The organism is Dokdonia sp. R86516, from assembly GCF_044596715.1.
Lineage (GTDB): Bacteria > Bacteroidota > Bacteroidia > Flavobacteriales > Flavobacteriaceae > Dokdonia.
On sequence record NZ_CP138998.1, the window covers coordinates 2,056,287 to 2,073,310 of the forward strand.

Below are 17,024 nucleotides of genomic sequence, written 5' to 3' on the forward strand. Positions count from 1 at the left end.
GTTGCCTAGGCATACATTTTACGTTTGCTTAATATTAATCTTACACGGAACCCGTATATTTAAATAATATGACGGAGCTTGTTGAAAAATATACGCGCTTACATCCTAAATTTAAGCTTAACGGCGCTTCATTTACTATTGCTTCATTAAAGGAGCAAGCGCACACCTTTATTAAAGAAGGTGAGCCTTATGAAGAATCTGTAGGTGAGTTTATCTTAGAATGGCTAGATGCTAAGAAGTATGTGACAGTACATACATCTGGATCTACAGGAACACCTAAGCCTATTAAAATAAACAAGAAGCACATGATTAATAGTGCAAAGGCAACAGCAAAACATTTTAATGTTTTTGAAAAGACAACGGCATTGCTGTGTCTTCCTGCGCATTACATCGCTGGTAAAATGATGCTTGTGAGGGCGATGACATTGGGATGGCGTATAGATATGGCGCAACCAAAATCCAATCCGCTGGATGCTGTGTATAGAACGTATGATTTTTGTGCGATGACGCCTTTTCAGCTTGATAATTCACTATCAAGATTACACTTACTTTCTAAGCTCATTGTAGGTGGAGGAACAATATCACCAGCACTTTCTTTAAGGCTGCAAGGACTTAAAACTAAGGTTTATGAAACCTATGGAATGACCGAAACCGTTACTCATATTGCAGCGAGGAGAGTTAATCCTAAAAAAAATAAAGAAGGAATTATTCCTTTTAAAGTGCTAGATAAAGTCACCGTAGAGACAGATAGCAGAGACTGCCTTGTTATAAAAGCTCCTAAAGTGAGCTCAGATCCGGTGATTACAAATGACCTTGTAAAGCTCATAACCTATAAAAAGTTTATCTGGCTAGGTCGTATTGATAATGTGATAAATAGTGGTGGAGTAAAATTGTTTCCAGAACAGATAGAAGCTAAGTTGGCGCCATATATACACGTTCCATACTTTGTCGCTGGAGTCCCAGATCAACAGCTGGGAGAGCAATTAACGTTATTTGTAGAGCAAGAAGAACCTCTTTTTATTAAAGAGCATATTACTGATATAAAAGATTTTGGTCCTTTTGAACTTCCTAAAATAGCAGTTTCTTTAACTTCCTTTAAGCGCACAACAACAGGTAAAATTCAACGGGGTCAAACCTTAAAAGAGTATTTAAATAGTTTATAGGTTTGAGGCTACGCTTTCGCGAAAGCGTAAATACCTACACTAGCTTATCTTAATTTTTGATAAGGGGCCTTTATCTATAAACCTAAATCAGAAGTTTTTCATTTTAATAACAGAGGGCAAAAAAGAAAATAGCATAAATAATTTGGGCAGTGCCATTACTTTGAATACATTAACGATGTTGCTAGAAATCCTTGATGTAATTAAGGATTGATGATTTTAGGCATCATTATTGGATATGAGTAATCACAAAATAATTATGCATATTTGCAAAAACTGATAGTCGAGATGATGAGATATTTTATAGTAGCAGTAATGATGCTATGTTTAGCGAGTGTAGAGGCTCAAGGATACGGTAATCCTTATGGGAATTCAGGAAGAAGAAGAAGCACAGTGCCAGCACCTCCTCAAGGAAGTCAAGCAGCCCCAGAAAAGCCAGATCCTAATTTATTGAGTTTAGACCGTTCTAATATTTACCAAGAGATGTTTGAGCTAGACGTTTTTGGGAAGGAGGTTCTTAGAAGTTACTTAAAGGATTATTATACTGTTTTACTAGCTATTCAAGATGATAAGAATATGGCTATCGATGCAAAGCGTAAAAAAGCGGAGCTAGAAAAAAAGAAGTTTGAATCTCAGTTACGAGATATTCTTACAGAAGAACAAGTAGTAAAAATTATAGCGGAGGAAGAGTCTGGAAGAACCGGTAAAAAGGTTGCTAAGGAAAAGAAGAAAGAACGCAAAAAGAGGCGCAAAAATAAAGGGAATGAATAACAGAGACATTCTTTAATTTACAGAAGAAAAGAGTATTCATTTGAATACTCTTTTTTGTTTTTAGTATTTTTAAGGACTAGCAACTTAACTATGAAAGCATTACTATTACTTTTACTACTTCCATTTACATGCATGTACGGTCAGATTTTAACAGAACGAGATAGAGCAGACGTAATCGATGAGGTCTTGGCAGATAGATTTGATAATTTGTTACCTACTTTAATGGATCGCGCAGATATCGATATGTGGGTTGTGATTTCTAGAGAATATAATGAAGATCCGGTTATAAAAACGATGCTTCCCTCTACTTGGCTCAATGCGAGAAGAAGAACCATATTAGTTTTTTATAGAAATAAAGAAAAAAACACAATCGAAAAGCTAGCAGTAGCTAGATATAACGTAGGGAAGAATATCATCTCTGCGTGGGATAAAGAAAAACAACCAGATCAATGGGCACGTCTCTTAGAGATTATCGAAGAGAGAAACCCTTCAAAAATTGGTCTTAATTATTCTGATGATTTTGGTCTTGCAGATGGAATTGTAAAGACAGATTATGAGGCATTTATATCAAAACTATCATCTGCTCAACAAGCAAAAGTAGTCTCTGCACAGAATCTAGCTGTAGGATGGCTAGAAACACGCACGGCACTTGAAATGAAATATTTTGAACAGCTAGTAGATGTGACGCATGATATTATTAAGGATGCCTTTAGCTATAAAGTGATTGTCCCAGGTGTTACAACTACAGATGATGTGGTGTGGTACTTACGCCAGCGAGTTACAGATATGGGATTAGAAACATGGTTTCACCCTACAGTTGATATCCAGCGTTCTGAAGAGAAGTTAGAAAGTCATATTGTGTCATTTTCTAATAGACCAGAAGGAAAAGTAATCCAGAAGGGAGATTTACTTCATTGTGATTTTGGAATTACCTACCTACGTCTCAATACAGATTGCCAGCAGCACGCATACGTTTTAAAGGATGACGAGAAAGAAGTGCCAGCATTCTTGAGTAAGGCTTTTGCAGATGGTAATCGTGTGCAAGATGTGCTTGCCTCAAATTTTATAACAGGTAAAACAGGTAATGAGATACTTTTAAAATCATTAAAAGAAACTAAGGCAGAAGGTCTTGTTCCTTCTATCTATACCCATCCACTTGGACTATACGGTCATGCCGCTGGCCCTACGATCGGGATGTGGGATTCTCAAGGAGGGGTGCCAGGTACAGGAGATTACAAACTCTACGAGAACACGGCATATGCTATAGAACTTAATACAACAGTAACCATTCCGGAGTGGAATAAAGACATTAGAATTATGCTTGAGGAAGCAGGATTCTGGGGTGAAGATGGCTTTAGGTATGTTTCAGGAAGGCAGGAAGAAATACTTATTGTTAAGTAATATAATTACGCTTTTGCGAAAAATTGAAACAAAATCCTAAGAGTCCTTTCTAGGGTGATATTGCTCCATCACACGAGCGAGATCACTTCGGTCTACATGCATATAGATTTCGGTAGTTGTGATGCTCTCGTGACCTAACATTTGCTGAATACTTCTCAAATCGGCGCCATTTTGTAAAAGGTGGGTAGCAAAGCTGTGACGAAACGTATGCGGACTAATACTTTTCTTAATTCCAGCTTTTACAGCGAGATCTTTTATGATTGTAAAAATCATGGCACGTGTGAGCTGGCGACCTCTTCTATTTAAAAATAGAATATCTACATGCTCCGGCTTGACGTCTATATGCGTTCGTATTTCATTACGGTATATGTCAATGTATTTCTGAGTATGCTCACTTATAGGGACAAAGCGCTGTTTGTCTCCTTTACCTATCACATTTATAAATCCCTCTTCAAAATATAAGTCAGAAAGTTTTAAGCTTATTAATTCTGTGACACGCAGACCGCAGGAATAAAGCGTCTCTAGCATTGCGCGATTACGTTCTCCCTGAGGCGTAGAAAGATTAATGGCGGATATAAGAGCGTCTATTTCCTCTTCGGCGAGTGTGTCTGGTAGTTTTCTTCCCAGGCGAGGAGATTCTATAAGATCTAATGGATTGTCTTTTCTATAATCTTCAAATATCAGATAATTGAAAAAGCCTTTAAGCCCAGAGATAATACGAGCCTGTGATCTAGCTTGTACTTCCTTTGCTATGGTATATATAAAATCTTGAATGTCATCCTTACCTATAGTAATAGGGTCTGGGGCACTGTCTAATTGCTCAAGATGGCGCGTTAGTTTTTTTAAGTCTCGAGCATAGTTGTCTATAGTGTTCTCAGAGAGACCACGTTCTATGCGTAAGTAGCTTTTATAGTTTGATATGCCTGTTTCCCATTTCACGAAAGTGAAAATACAATTATTAAAGGATTCTCAATTAACAAGAGTTTAGAAAGTGCCTAACACGCATTTAACAGGATGATGGATAGCTTTGAATAACATTTAAAAACAAACACAAACATGAAAAAAATAGTAGTAGTCGCAATCGCAGCCTTATTTGGAACTGTAGCAGTTCAAGCACAAGACGAGGTGTCTTTTGGGGCAAAGGGAGGAGTTAACTTTGCAACCGTAGGAGGAGATGATTTTGATGATCCAGATGCAAGAACAAGTTTCCATTTTGGAGGATTTGTAGAAGTGCCTATCTCAGAGAAATTCTCAATACAGCCGGAGGTTTATTATTCGGGTCAAGGGTATGATATCCAAAGTGTTGATAACGGAGACGATGTTGAGTTTCAGCTAGATTATATTAATGTGCCAGTACTTGCAAAGTACTACTTTGTAGATGGGTTTTATGGGGAAGTAGGACCACAAATAGGATTTAATGTAAATAGCGAGATCGATTCTAATCCTGATGGTGATTCTGGAGATATTAGCTTTAATAACGATGCCATAAACACGGTAGACTTTGCTGTTGTAGGTGGCTTAGGATATAAACTTAACAATGGTTTATTTTTTAACGCACGTTATAATCTAGGACTTTCTGACGTTTTTAGTAGTGAAGATTTAGGAGATTTTGACCTTGATGCTCGTAATAGAGTATTTATGTTAGGAGCTGGATTTGCATTCTAGAAATGAATTAGTAAGAATTGTGAAAAGCGCCTCACTGTAGGCGCTTTTTTTACGCCTTGTAAATCTGTATTTTTATGCTTTCGCGAAAGCGTACTCAACAACTATATCCTATGAAATTACTTATAATTAATGGCCCAAATTTAAATATGCTCGGTAAGCGTGAACCAGAAATTTATGGGACTCAAACATTTGAAGACTATTTTACAAAACTTCAATTTGCATATAAGGATACAGAGCTTAGCTATTTTCAAAGCAATATAGAAGGAGAGCTCATTTCAAAATTGCACGAAGCAAATGATACGTTTGATGGAGTGATTTTAAATGGAGCAGCTTATACGCATACCTCTGTGGGACTAGGGGATGCTGTAGCATCTATAAGTACGCCTGTTATAGAAGTTCACATTTCAAACACATTTGCTAGAGAAGAGTTTAGGCATCATTCTTACTTGTCAAAATACGCAAAAGGGGTAATTGTAGGTTTTGGTCTTAGAAGTTATGATCTCGCCATTGAGAACTTTTTGATGAAGGATTAAAAGAGATTTTAAACCGCTATGCAAAGCAGTTATTCTCTAAGCATGTCTTTTAAGTGAGATAATTTGCCATCTACATTACTAGGTACAGAAAGTCCTAGAATTTTACATATCATAGGGTATACGTGAATGTTTTTTACAGAAGGTAATCTTCCTCCCGCGTTTATCGCTGGACCTTTTGCATAAAGAATGCCGTGCATATCTTTTAAAGCAGGAGTGAACCCATGTACACCAAAGACTTCTTGGTTTCCAGCTTTTCTTCTTTCGATACTTTTACTTGAACTAAAGTAATACCCATCATCAGGAATTATTTGTATGGGTCCCCAGTTTTTATTCTTTGGGACATACTCAAAATGTGGTGTGTCTTTGGTTTTATAAACCGTGAATTTGTTTTCTAGTTTCTTTAATTTATTGAAAATTTTATCAGTCTCCGCACTAGTATGAGGGTGTATATTGAGAATGACACCGTTGTCAATCATGTTGTAAAGCGCATCGTTAATTAGTGGCTCCGTACTAATGAGTTTTTCAATAGATTGCTCTGCCATACCATGGTCTGAGGTAATAACAATATTTACTGGTAATCCCGTGTTATCAACGCGACTGAATAAATTTCCTAGTGTACTATCTAGTTTAAAAAGCGCTTCTTTAAGTTTCTCTTTACTGTTTGGGCCGTAACGATGTCCAGTATCATCCATATCAGAGAAGTATAGAGTGATAAGATGTGGTCTTGTTTGTTCGGGCATTTCTAACCACTTTATTGCCTGATCTACGCGTTCTTGATTGGTTACTTTCCCATCATAATTATAATAGTAAGTAGGGTGTACACCTTGAATATCTGCTTCTGTGCCAACAAAAAAGTAACTAGCTGTTACCATACCTTCACTATTTGCGTTTACCCATAATGGAGTTCCTTTATAAAAAGACCCATCTACAACGGTCTCTCGATTACCTATGCTGTATGTTTTTTTCTTTTCATAATTATAATATGAGTTTGCAAGCAGGCCGTGGTTGTCAGGATACATTCCTGTTGCAATCGTGTAGTGATTAGGAAATGTTTTTGTGGGAAAAGATGGTATCAAGGAAGCGGCTTGAGATCCTTCTTCTATAAATGAACTTAGATAAGGAGGATTATAAGTATTTACATAATCATGTCTAAAACCATCTAAGGATATTAATATAACATATGGTTTCTTTAAGGACTCCGCAGTATTTACCGTAGTAAGTGGTGAAAAGTTATTCACGTTTGAAGTGGATCCACACGATGCCAGCGCTAAGAAAATTACTAAAAGGAATAATGACTTATAGAGAGCGGAATGTTTCATAATACAACTGTTAAGTGCCGGTAGTAAAGCTAACTATTTTGAGAGGTTATAAAACAGAAAATCCTGCCTTAGGCAGGATTTTCTAAAAACTTTATAGGAATAAAGTGTAGCTCTTATAGGTGAATCACTTCATCATAAGCATCTGCTACTGCTTCCATCACAGCCTCACTCATTGTAGGGTGTGGGTGGATGGTTTTTAATACTTCGTGACCTGTAGTTTCAAGCTTACGTCCTAAGACAGCTTCTGCAATCATATCTGTAACTCCTGCACCTATCATGTGACATCCTAGCCACTCACCATATTTTGCATCAAAGATTACTTTTACAAATCCATCTTTTGCACCAGAAGCACTTGCTTTACCAGACGCAGAAAAAGGGAATTTACCTACTTTCAGTTCGTATCCAGCTTCTTTTGCTTGCTTTTCTGTCAGTCCTACAGATGCGATTTCTGGAGTTGCATACGTACATCCTGGTATGTTGCCGTAGTCTATTTTTTCTACGTTCATACCTGCAATTTTTTCTACACAAGTAATTCCTTCTGCAGATGCTACGTGAGCAAGAGCAGGACCAGGAGTTACATCTCCTATTGCATAGTAACCCGGCATGTTAGTTTGGTAAAAATCATTAACGATAATTTTGTCTTTATCTGTTACGATACCTACATCCTCTAAGCCTATGTTTTCAATATTAGTTTTGATTCCTACAGCACTTAATACGATATCTGCCTCAAGGATTTCTTCTCCTTTTTTAGTCTTTACCGTAGCTTTTACACCAGTCTTTGTTTTTTCAACTTTCTCTACAGAAGAGTTTGTCATCACTTTAATTCCAGCTTTCTTCATAGAACGCTCAAATTGTTTTGATACATCTTCATCCTCTACAGGAACAACGTTTGGTAAGTACTCCACAATAGTAACCTCTGTACCCATTGTGTTATAAAAACTAGCAAACTCAACACCTATAGCTCCGGATCCTACTACGATCATAGATTTAGGTTGCTTCTCAAGTGTCATCGCTTTACGGTAACCTATTACCGTCTCACCATCTTGCTTAAGATTAGGTAACTCACGTGAGCGAGCGCCCGTTGCGATTATAATATGGTTTGCGCTATATTCTTTACCGTCTACATCTACCTTTTTACCAGGCTTGATCTTTCCGAAACCGTTTATAACATCTATTTTATTTTTCTTCATTAAGAATTGAACACCTTTGCTCATTCCTTCTGCAACTCCACGGCTACGTTTTACAACTGCAGTAAAGTCTTTTTCTACTCCTGTTGCTTTAAGACCATAGTCTTCTGCGTGATTTAAGTATTCAAATACCTGAGCACTTTTAAGAAGGGCTTTTGTAGGGATACAACCCCAGTTTAAACAAACGCCTCCTAGGCTTTCTTTTTCAATAACCGCAGTTTTTAAGCCTAACTGGCTTGCGCGTATTGCTGTTACATATCCGCCTGGACCACTTCCTAAAACGATTACATCATATTTGCTCATATCTAGATTTATTTAAGTCTAATTATTGTAGTTCAAAAATACGGATTATCCCGTCATATATAAAACACAAAAACCGAAGTGTTTGCTTCGGTTTTAATTGTTGTTTTTACGCTTTCGCGAAAGCGTAATTCTTATTTTTCAAAATCTATACTTAGTGAATTTACACAGTATCGTTGTCCGCTTGCAGTAGGGCCATCGTCAAAAACGTGTCCTAGGTGAGAACCGCAATTAGAACATAGAATTTCCGTTCTTATCATTCCCAGTGATTTGTCACGTACATACTCTACAGTTCCTGGGATGGACTCGTCAAAACTAGGCCATCCACACCCACTGTCAAATTTTGATGCGCTTTCAAAAAGCTTTTGGTCACAGGCACCGCAATGGTAAGCGCCTTCTTCGTTGTGTAGATTATAAGTTCCAGTAAATGGGCGTTCTGTTCCTTTTTCTCTCAGTATGCGATAACGTTCTGGGCCTAGCTCCTCGAGCCATTCTGCCTCCGTTTTTTGTATTGGGTAACTCATATTATTTTGATTCTGGCACAAATACGAGTGCATCTCCATTAATACAATGTCTTTTTCCTGTAGTTTCCTTAGGTCCGTCGTTAAAAACGTGTCCTAGATGTCCTCCACATGTAGCACAATGCTCTTCGGTTCTTGTATAACCAAGTTTACGATCAGAGCTATATGCTATATTTCCTTCTATACCTCTGTCAAAACTAGGCCAGCCAGTTCCACTATCAAATTTATTTTTTGTTTTAAAAAGTGGTGTGTCACAAGCAGCACAGTGAAAAGTTCCCGCTTCTTTTACATTATTGAGCGGGCTAGAGTTAGGTCGCTCTGTACCTTCTAAACGCAATACATAATATTGTTCTTCGGTTAGCTGTGCTTTCCATTCCGCATCTGTTTTTGTAACCTCAAAGCTTTCTTTTTTGCTCTCTTGAGCAGAGCCTGTGCAACTAGTAAAAATGCTTAATAAAGCAAATACTCCTATTATTCTTTTCATATCAATTTTCTTTTTAAGTAAAGTTAATTCATTACTGTAGACTTGGTCGTTAAAGCATTGTGAAAATGACATGGTATTCTCAATTTTAAACTTGTATATAACGACATAAAATACACATATGCTGGTCATGTATTGTAATGATATTATAAATAAATTATGATATCCCTTGATTTTGTACCTTATAAATGTGAATAATTCATGCTTAGTTATTTATGATTTAACCTATATTTAATAGCTCATAAAGAGTTGTACTCTTAATAATAGTTACATTTAAGATATTACCTAATTACCTGAAACTATGAATATTCTTCATGTAAGTGCCGAGTGTTATCCTGTTGCAAAAGTAGGCGGGCTAGCAGATGTGGTTGGTGCTCTCCCAAAATATCAAAATCGCATAGGTCATACTGCTGCGGTGATAATGCCGTATTATAAAACGAGCTGGGTGGAACGGGCGACAGGTTCTATAGTCTTTTTTCACAACATAGTCATAGAGGGTACAACGTATTTTGGCGAAGTTATAGATGTAGATAATGAGCTGGGTTTTCCATTGTTTTTAGTCAGAATCACAGAGCTTACAGATAGAAGGAAGGTATATGGATATGAAGATGATCCATTGCGTTTTGTTGCTTTTCAAAGAGTAGTGCTGCAATGGGTGTTAAGTTTAAAGAAAAAACTAGATATCATACATTGCCATGATCATCATACAGGCTTTATACCTTTTATGATGCAACGTTGCCCAGAGTTTGATAGCCTTATGAAAGTACCTACCTTACTTTCTATACATAATGCACAGTATCAAGGTAACTTCTCACACGATATGGTTGGAATGTTACCACGCTTTCGCGAAAGCGATAAAGGACTCCTAGATTGGTACGGTGATATAAACCCACTTGCTGCTGCTATTAAATGTGCATGGCGAGTGAATACTGTATCTCCATCATATATGGTGGAATTACAAGAAAAAGCAAATGGACTAGAAGGCTTGCTTAGAGACGAAAAATCAAAGTGCGTGGGGATTCTAAACGGTATTGATGCCGAAACATGGAACCCTGCTACAGATGATTACCTTATTAAAAATTATACAATAAGAACGAGAGCTAAAGGCCGTGAGGCTAATAAAAAGGCTATTTGTGATGAGTTTGGACTAGACGCCTCAAAACCACTTTTCGGGTTTATAGGTAGGCTGGTCTGGGAGAAAGGAGCAGATTTATTACCTGAGATTATTGATACTGCTTTAAAACAGCTTGATATTAATATCATTTTATTAGGGAGCGGATCGCAAGAAGTAGAACGACAGCTAGAGGAACTTAAGATCAAGTATAAAGGAAGATATAATGCTCATATAGGTTATGAAGAAAGGATGTCACATCAAGTATATGCTGGAGCAGATTTTCTTTTAATGCCTAGTAGGGTTGAGCCTTGCGGTTTAAATCAGTTATATAGCTTGAGATATGGTTGCATGCCTATTGTGCGACGCACTGGAGGGTTAAAAGATACAGTTATAGATATAGGGGATGGCGGTCATGGTATTTGTCATGATCAAACTTCTGTATGGGATGTTGTATACAGCATAGAGCGCGCTTCTCTTTTTTATAAGGATAAGAAAGCCTTTAGTGCAAATCAAAAACAAATGATGGAGATAGACCATAGCTGGGAAAACGCAGCAGAAACCTATGTCTCATTATATAAAGAAATGATACCTAAGGAAGTCAACATAAATAAATAAAAATACCAAACTCTAAAAGCAACACAAATATGAATAAGGAAGTACTAGCAATAATATTAGGGGGTGGTCAAGGCTCAAGATTATATCCACTCACAGCACAAAGATCAAAACCCGCAGTTCCCATAGCAGGAAAATATCGTCTAGTAGATATTCCTATTTCAAATTGTTTGAATTCCAATATTAAAAGGATGTTTGTGTTAACTCAGTTTAACTCGGCTTCCCTTAATAAGCATATTAAGCATACCTACCAATTTTCTTATTTTTCTGACGCTTTTGTAGATATTCTTGCTGCAGAGCAAACCCCAGAAAATAAAGGTTGGTTTCAAGGCACTGCAGATGCTGTAAGACAGTGTTTACACCACTTTAAAGGTTATGAGTCTGATTATATTATGATACTCTCTGGAGATCAATTATATCAGATGGATTTTAATGAAATGCTAGATGCTCATAAGGCTTCTGGAGCAGAGATAAGTATTGCATCACTGCCGGTAAATGCAAAAGACGCGACATCGTTTGGTATTCTCAAAACTAAAGATGACAATATGATTGACTCTTTCATAGAAAAACCAGCTGCCGAACTTCTTCCAGAATGGGAATCTGAAGTTTCACCAGCAATGAAGAGCGAGGGTAAACACTATCTCGCATCTATGGGGATTTATATTTTTAATAAAGATTTATTGATTAATCTGCTAGAGGGGACGGATACTATGGATTTTGGAAAAGAGATTATTCCGCAATCTATAGAAAACCATAAGGTACTTAGTTATGCCTATGAAGGGTATTGGACAGATATAGGGAATATCGATTCCTTTTTTGAGGCAAACATAGATCTAACGTCAGATATACCTAAGTTTAATTTATTTAATAAAGGACAAAGTATCTTAACGAGACCACGTGTATTACCACCCACAAAAATCTCTGGAACAACGCTTGAAAAATCTATAGTAGCGGAGGGTAGTATCGTACATGGTAGTCGTATTGCAAATTCTGTCATAGGAATACGATCACGTATAGGTAAAGGTACAGTTATAGAAAATTGTTACGTGATGGGAAGTAATCGCTTCTTAGATCTTGAAGAGATTAACTCGGCTCGTGATAAAGGAATCCCACACGTAGGTATAGGAGATCGCTGTTTTATAACTAATTGTATTATTGATAAAAATGCAAAAATAGGTGACGATGTTCGTATTACTGGAGGAAAGCATCTAGACGATGTAGAAACAGATACTTATGTAGTGCGGGATGGCATCGTGGTTGTAAAGAATGGAGCTACTATAGTGTCAGGAACTATAATTTAATGGCAGAAGTAATAGCACATAGCTTATTTACAGCATTTGACATTGATCTCTTTAAATCGGGAAAGCACTACCGTCTTCATGATAAAATGGGTAGTCATCCTATAACCGTAGAGGGTGTAGATGGAACTTATTTCTCAGTATGGGCACCTAGTGCAAAACGCGTGTCTGTTATTGGTGATTTTAATTACTGGAACGAGGACGAGCATAATCTCAATGTGCGATGGGATGAAAGTGGGATTTGGGAAGGTTTTATTCCAAAAGTATCTCATGGTGAAGTATACAAATACAAAATTCACTCCAACCACAATGGTGTTGTCACAGAAAAGGCAGATCCATACGCGAGACGAGCAGAGCACCCACCTCAAACCGCTTCTGTAGTTTATAAAACAAATCATAACTGGAAGGATGGTGCGTGGATGAAAAAACGCCACAAGCATAATAGTCTTAGTGCACCTTACTCGGTGTATGAGATGCACCTAGGGAGTTGGAGAAGAAAGCAGGAAGAAAGAAACCGCAGCCTTAGTTATACCGAACTAGCCAGCGAACTCGTGGCTTATGTAAAAGAATTAAACTTTACACATGTAGAGTTTATGCCGGTGATGGAGCATCCCTATGATCCTAGCTGGGGTTATCAAATTACAGGATATTTTGCGCCTACCTCTCGATTTGGATATCCTGAAGAGTTAATGACTTTGATAGATGCGTTGCACCAAAATGATATTGGGGTGATTTTAGACTGGGTACCTTCTCACTTTCCAGAAGATGCGCATGGTCTTGGTAACTTTGATGGGACAGCCTGTTACGAGAACCCAGATAGAAAGAAAGGATGGCATCCCGACTGGAAGTCACTTATATTCAATTACGAACGTAATGAAGTGAGAAGCTTCTTGATTAGTAATGCGCTTTACTGGTTAGAGCAATATCACGTAGATGGCTTGAGAGTCGATGCTGTAGCTTCTATGCTTTACCTCGATTATAGTAGGGAAGAAGGCGAGTGGGAGCCTAACGATCAAGGTGGAAGAGAAAACCTTGCTGTGATTTCGTTTCTAAAGGAACTTAATGCAGAGGTGTATGCTAGTTTTCCAGATGTCCAAACCATAGCAGAGGAGTCTACTAATTTTCCAGCAGTGAGTAGGCCAGTATTTTCAGGAGGTTTAGGTTTTGGGATGAAGTGGATGATGGGATGGATGCATGATACGCTTGCTTATTTCAAGAGGGATACCATCTATAGAAATCATCACCACAATGAGATTAGCTTCTCAATGACCTATGGTTTTACAGAAAACTTTATGCTACCCTTATCTCATGATGAGGTGGTCTATGGTAAAAATTCTATGATAGGTAGAATGCCTGGTGATGAGTGGCAACGCTTTGCAAATCTTCGTCTTCTGTATACCTATATGTATACGCATCCGGGTGGGAAATTGCTATTTATGGGAAGCGAATTTGGTCAAGGTACAGAGTGGAATTTTCAAGAACAACTAGATTGGTACGTACTTGAATATGATATTCACAAAGCAGCACTAAGCGCTTTTAAAGATATTAATGGTCTGTATACAAGTACACCAGCATTGTACGAGAAGCAATTTGAACCAGAAGGTTTTGAATGGATTTCACATGACGATAATACAAATGCCGTACTAAGTTATATTAGAAAGGGTAATGATGAGAATAGTGTAGTTGTGTGTGTGTTTAATATGACACCTACACCGCAACCTCAGTATCGTATAGGGTTACCTTTTAAAGGAAGCTTACGCGAAATATATAACAGCGACGCAAGTAAGTATGCTGGTACGGGTGATTATCATAACAAAAGACTAGATGTTACCGAAACCTCTTGGAATGGAAAAGATTATTCGGCGGTGGTGAAAATAGGGCCTTTGGCGGGAGTGATTTTTGAATTGAAGAAGTAGTTAGTGACTACATTTCAATTTGGTAAACAGAGAAAATAATGAGGCTTATATAAATGCACACTTGCGGGACTCTATAACCCCGATTGTAATGAAAATCCCGCAAGAGCTGACCCAAGTCGCGATGAGGAATTGTAATGTAAAGCGGGATGAAGATCTAGCAAAAGAGCAATGATTGTGTGTTCTAAATCCTCTAAAAGTCATATAAATACCATTTCTGAGCTTACGAAAACGTTAGCGTTAATAACTAATTACGAATTAACTTCATTTTTACACGATATAGTGTTTATTTGAGAGTAAAATAACAATTACCATGATTGTAAATACCGAATTAGAGCAAAAAGGGAATCAATTTCCTAAAAAGGTGGTAGATGTCAAACAAGAGACAGATATCTTATATTTTACTACCTCAAATGAGGTGATTTTAGAACTTACTGTGCTGCGAGATAGTGTGATACGTTTTCGCTTTGCAACAGGTGGCGTTTTTGAGCCAGACTTTTCTTATGCGATAGATGAAGATGCTCCTCGTGGCTACAATCATCTAGAGCTTACAGATGATGATAACTATTATCATGTAAACACCGCAAAGCTTCATATACGTATTGAAAAAGAGAGCCTACAGACCAGTATTTATGATACAGAAGGTAATCTCATAAACGAAGACGAATTAGGTTTTCACTATGAGGAGAGCTTCCAGTATGGAGGTAATATAGTTAAGATGAGTAAGAAGGCGCAGCATGCTGAGTCCTATTACGGGCTAGGTGATAAGCCTATGCATTCTAACTTACGAGGAAAACGAGTACATAACTGGGCAACAGATCAATATGCATTTGCAAAGGATCAAGATCCAATATATAAAGCCGTCCCTTTTTACATAGGGCTACATCAAAAGAAGGCCTATGGTGTGTTTTTTGACAACACCTTTAAAACTTATTTTGATTTTGCTCATGAGCGTATGGGAGTTACAAGCTTTTGGGCTCAAGGAGGTGAGATGAATTATTACTTCATCTATGGTCCTGAAATGCCAGATGTGGTAGCGAGTTATACAAACCTTACAGGTGTTCCTGAGTTGCCACCATTATGGGCACTGGGGTATCACCAGTGCAAGTGGAGTTATTTTCCAGAAAGCAATGTAAAGGAGATTGCAAGTAAATTTCGCGAACTCAAAATTCCTTGTGATGGGATTTATCTAGACATTGATTATATGGATGGCTGGAGATGTTTTACATGGAATAAAGATCATTTTCCTGACCCTAAGAGAATGGTAAAAGAACTAGCAGATGATGGTTTTAAAACCATTGTGATCATAGATCCAGGGATTAAAATAGATAAAGATTATTGGGTTTATAATGAAGGTGTAGAAAATGACTACTTCTGTAAGCGCGCAGATGGCCCAGCTATGAAAGGTAAAGTATGGCCGGGAGAGTGTAATTTTCCTGATTATACAAACCCTGAGGTACGCGATTGGTGGGCTGGTTTATTCAAAGAGCTTATTCAAGATGTAGGCGTAAAAGGAGTGTGGAATGATATGAATGAGCCCGCAGTGATGGAGGTTCCAGGAAAAACATTTCCTCCAGATGTGCGTCATAATTACGACGGGCACCCTTGTAGCCACTTAAAAGCACATAATATTTACGGTACTCAAATGGCTCGCGCTACTTATGAAGGAGTGAAGAAATTTGCGTATCCTAAACGACCTTTTGTTATTACAAGGTCTGCATACTCAGGAGCGCAACGTTACACAAGTTCTTGGACGGGTGATAACGTGGCTAGCTGGGAGCATTTATGGGTAGCAAATATCCAAGTACAACGTATGTGTATCTCAGGGATGAGTTTTACAGGTACAGATATAGGAGGATTTGCAGAGCAACCTACAGGAGAGCTTTATGCAAGATGGATACAGCTAGGAGTTTTTCATCCTTTCTGCCGTACACACTCCTCTGGGCATCATGGAGACCAAGAGCCGTGGACCTTTGACGAAGGTGTTACAGATATCGCTCGTAAGTTTATCAACTTGCGTTATAGATTATTACCTTATTTATATACTATGTTTTATGAGTATATCAAGAAAGGCACGCCATTATTAAAGCCGCTTGTATATTTTGATCAAGATGATGCGCAAACGCATTATCGTACAGACGAGTTCATCTTTGGACATCATATTCTAGTTTGTCCGATACTAGAGCCAAATGCTAAAGGACGTCGTATGTACGTTCCTAGAGGACAATGGTATAACTACTGGACGAAGCAAATTGTACAAGGAGGTAAAGAGCAATGGGTGGATGCAGATATTGACGAGATGCCATTGTTTGTAAAAGAAGGAACCATCTTACCTAAGTATCCTATACAGCAATATGTAGGAGAGCTTGAGATAGAGCAAGTAGAACTTGAGGTGTACTACGGTCTTGGTAAAAATGCTTCAAAATTATATGAAGATGCTCAAGATGGATACGATTATAAAAAAGATCGTTACAGTTACCGCACCTTCAAAATGGTAGGTAGAGAGAAAGACTGGATTATACAGCAGCACAAACGTGGGGACTTTATCACTACATATGACACTTTTAGAATACACTTAATAGGTTTACCTTTTGAAATCACTACTATAGAGTTAGATAATGAAGAGATTTCTATGGAAGATGTGCATTTTGACCCGAAAGCTTGTGCTTTAATCATTAAGAAAGATTTCACAGAGCTACACCTAAGCGGTATTTAACATTTGCGTATTTTTATATTCTGATTTAAAACC

The 17,024-nt window shown here is 37.8% G+C and carries 14 protein-coding genes; 9 read left to right on the plus strand and 5 right to left on the minus strand.

The features are described from left to right. The first annotated feature begins 68 nt into the window (after window positions 1-68). The 3 genes from SJY23_RS09295 (at window position 69) to SJY23_RS09305 (ending at window position 3,332) form a co-directional block, all read left to right on the plus strand. Window positions 69-1,163: an AMP-binding protein gene (locus SJY23_RS09295; protein ID WP_396596116.1), complete on the plus strand. Its 1,095-nt coding sequence runs from the start codon at window positions 69-71 to the stop codon at window positions 1,161-1,163. Between the two features lie 285 nt (window positions 1,164-1,448). After that, a complete protein-coding gene (locus tag SJY23_RS09300; RefSeq protein WP_396596117.1) occupies window positions 1,449-1,931 on the plus strand; it encodes a hypothetical protein in 483 nt (160 codons plus the stop codon). A gap of 90 nt (window positions 1,932-2,021) precedes the next feature. After that, on the plus strand, window positions 2,022-3,332 hold the full coding sequence (locus SJY23_RS09305) for a M24 family metallopeptidase (protein ID WP_396596118.1): 1,311 nt from the start codon (window positions 2,022-2,024) through the stop codon (window positions 3,330-3,332). Between the two features lie 36 nt (window positions 3,333-3,368). Here the strand turns inward: SJY23_RS09305 and xerD are convergent, their stop codons facing one another. Further along, window positions 3,369-4,271: a site-specific tyrosine recombinase XerD gene (gene xerD, locus SJY23_RS09310; protein WP_396596119.1), complete on the minus strand. Its 903-nt coding sequence runs from the start codon at window positions 4,269-4,271 to the stop codon at window positions 3,369-3,371. Window positions 4,272-4,388: 117 nt separating this feature from the next. Here xerD and SJY23_RS09315 point away from each other — a divergent pair, with 117 nt between their 5' ends. Then, window positions 4,389-4,997: a porin family protein gene (locus tag SJY23_RS09315; protein ID WP_396596120.1), complete on the plus strand. Its 609-nt coding sequence runs from the start codon at window positions 4,389-4,391 to the stop codon at window positions 4,995-4,997. A gap of 110 nt (window positions 4,998-5,107) precedes the next feature. After that, complete coding sequence (gene aroQ, locus SJY23_RS09320) at window positions 5,108-5,530, plus strand: type II 3-dehydroquinate dehydratase (RefSeq protein WP_396596121.1); 423 nt, start codon at window positions 5,108-5,110, stop codon at window positions 5,528-5,530. A gap of 29 nt (window positions 5,531-5,559) precedes the next feature. Here aroQ and SJY23_RS09325 read toward each other — a convergent pair whose 3' ends face one another. The 4 genes from SJY23_RS09325 to msrB (SJY23_RS09340) form a co-directional block, all read right to left on the minus strand. Beyond that, window positions 5,560-6,849: an ectonucleotide pyrophosphatase/phosphodiesterase gene (locus SJY23_RS09325; RefSeq protein ID WP_396596122.1), complete on the minus strand. Its 1,290-nt coding sequence runs from the start codon at window positions 6,847-6,849 to the stop codon at window positions 5,560-5,562. A gap of 113 nt (window positions 6,850-6,962) precedes the next feature. Continuing rightward, window positions 6,963-8,339, minus strand: a complete 1,377-nt coding sequence (gene lpdA / locus SJY23_RS09330; RefSeq protein WP_035334160.1) for a dihydrolipoyl dehydrogenase — start codon at window positions 8,337-8,339, stop codon at window positions 6,963-6,965. Between the two features lie 131 nt (window positions 8,340-8,470). Next, window positions 8,471-8,860, minus strand: coding sequence for a peptide-methionine (R)-S-oxide reductase MsrB (gene msrB, locus SJY23_RS09335; RefSeq protein WP_035334159.1), 390 nt, complete (start codon window positions 8,858-8,860; stop codon window positions 8,471-8,473). 1 nt (window position 8,861) lies between these two features. Then, window positions 8,862-9,341, minus strand: coding sequence for a peptide-methionine (R)-S-oxide reductase MsrB (gene msrB, locus SJY23_RS09340; RefSeq protein WP_035334157.1), 480 nt, complete (start codon window positions 9,339-9,341; stop codon window positions 8,862-8,864). A 298-nt stretch (window positions 9,342-9,639) separates the two neighbouring features. Here msrB (SJY23_RS09340) and SJY23_RS09345 point away from each other — a divergent pair, with 298 nt between their 5' ends. The 4 genes from SJY23_RS09345 (at window position 9,640) to SJY23_RS09360 (ending at window position 16,991) form a co-directional block, all read left to right on the plus strand. Then, window positions 9,640-11,067 carry a glycogen synthase gene (locus tag SJY23_RS09345; RefSeq protein ID WP_396596123.1) on the plus strand — a complete coding sequence of 476 codons (1,428 nt, stop codon included), beginning with the start codon at window positions 9,640-9,642 and terminating at the stop codon, window positions 11,065-11,067. 29 nt (window positions 11,068-11,096) lie between these two features. Further along, window positions 11,097-12,365 (plus strand): glucose-1-phosphate adenylyltransferase, encoded by a 1,269-nt coding sequence (locus SJY23_RS09350; protein ID WP_396596124.1) that lies wholly within the window; start codon window positions 11,097-11,099, stop codon window positions 12,363-12,365. Beyond that, complete coding sequence (gene glgB, locus SJY23_RS09355) at window positions 12,365-14,278, plus strand: 1,4-alpha-glucan branching protein GlgB (protein ID WP_396596125.1); 1,914 nt, start codon at window positions 12,365-12,367, stop codon at window positions 14,276-14,278. Before SJY23_RS09350 ends, glgB begins: the two co-directional genes overlap by 1 nt. Window positions 14,279-14,588: 310 nt before the next feature. Then, window positions 14,589-16,991: a glycoside hydrolase family 31 protein gene (locus SJY23_RS09360; protein WP_035334151.1), complete on the plus strand. Its 2,403-nt coding sequence runs from the start codon at window positions 14,589-14,591 to the stop codon at window positions 16,989-16,991. The last annotated feature ends 33 nt before the right edge of the window (window positions 16,992-17,024 follow it).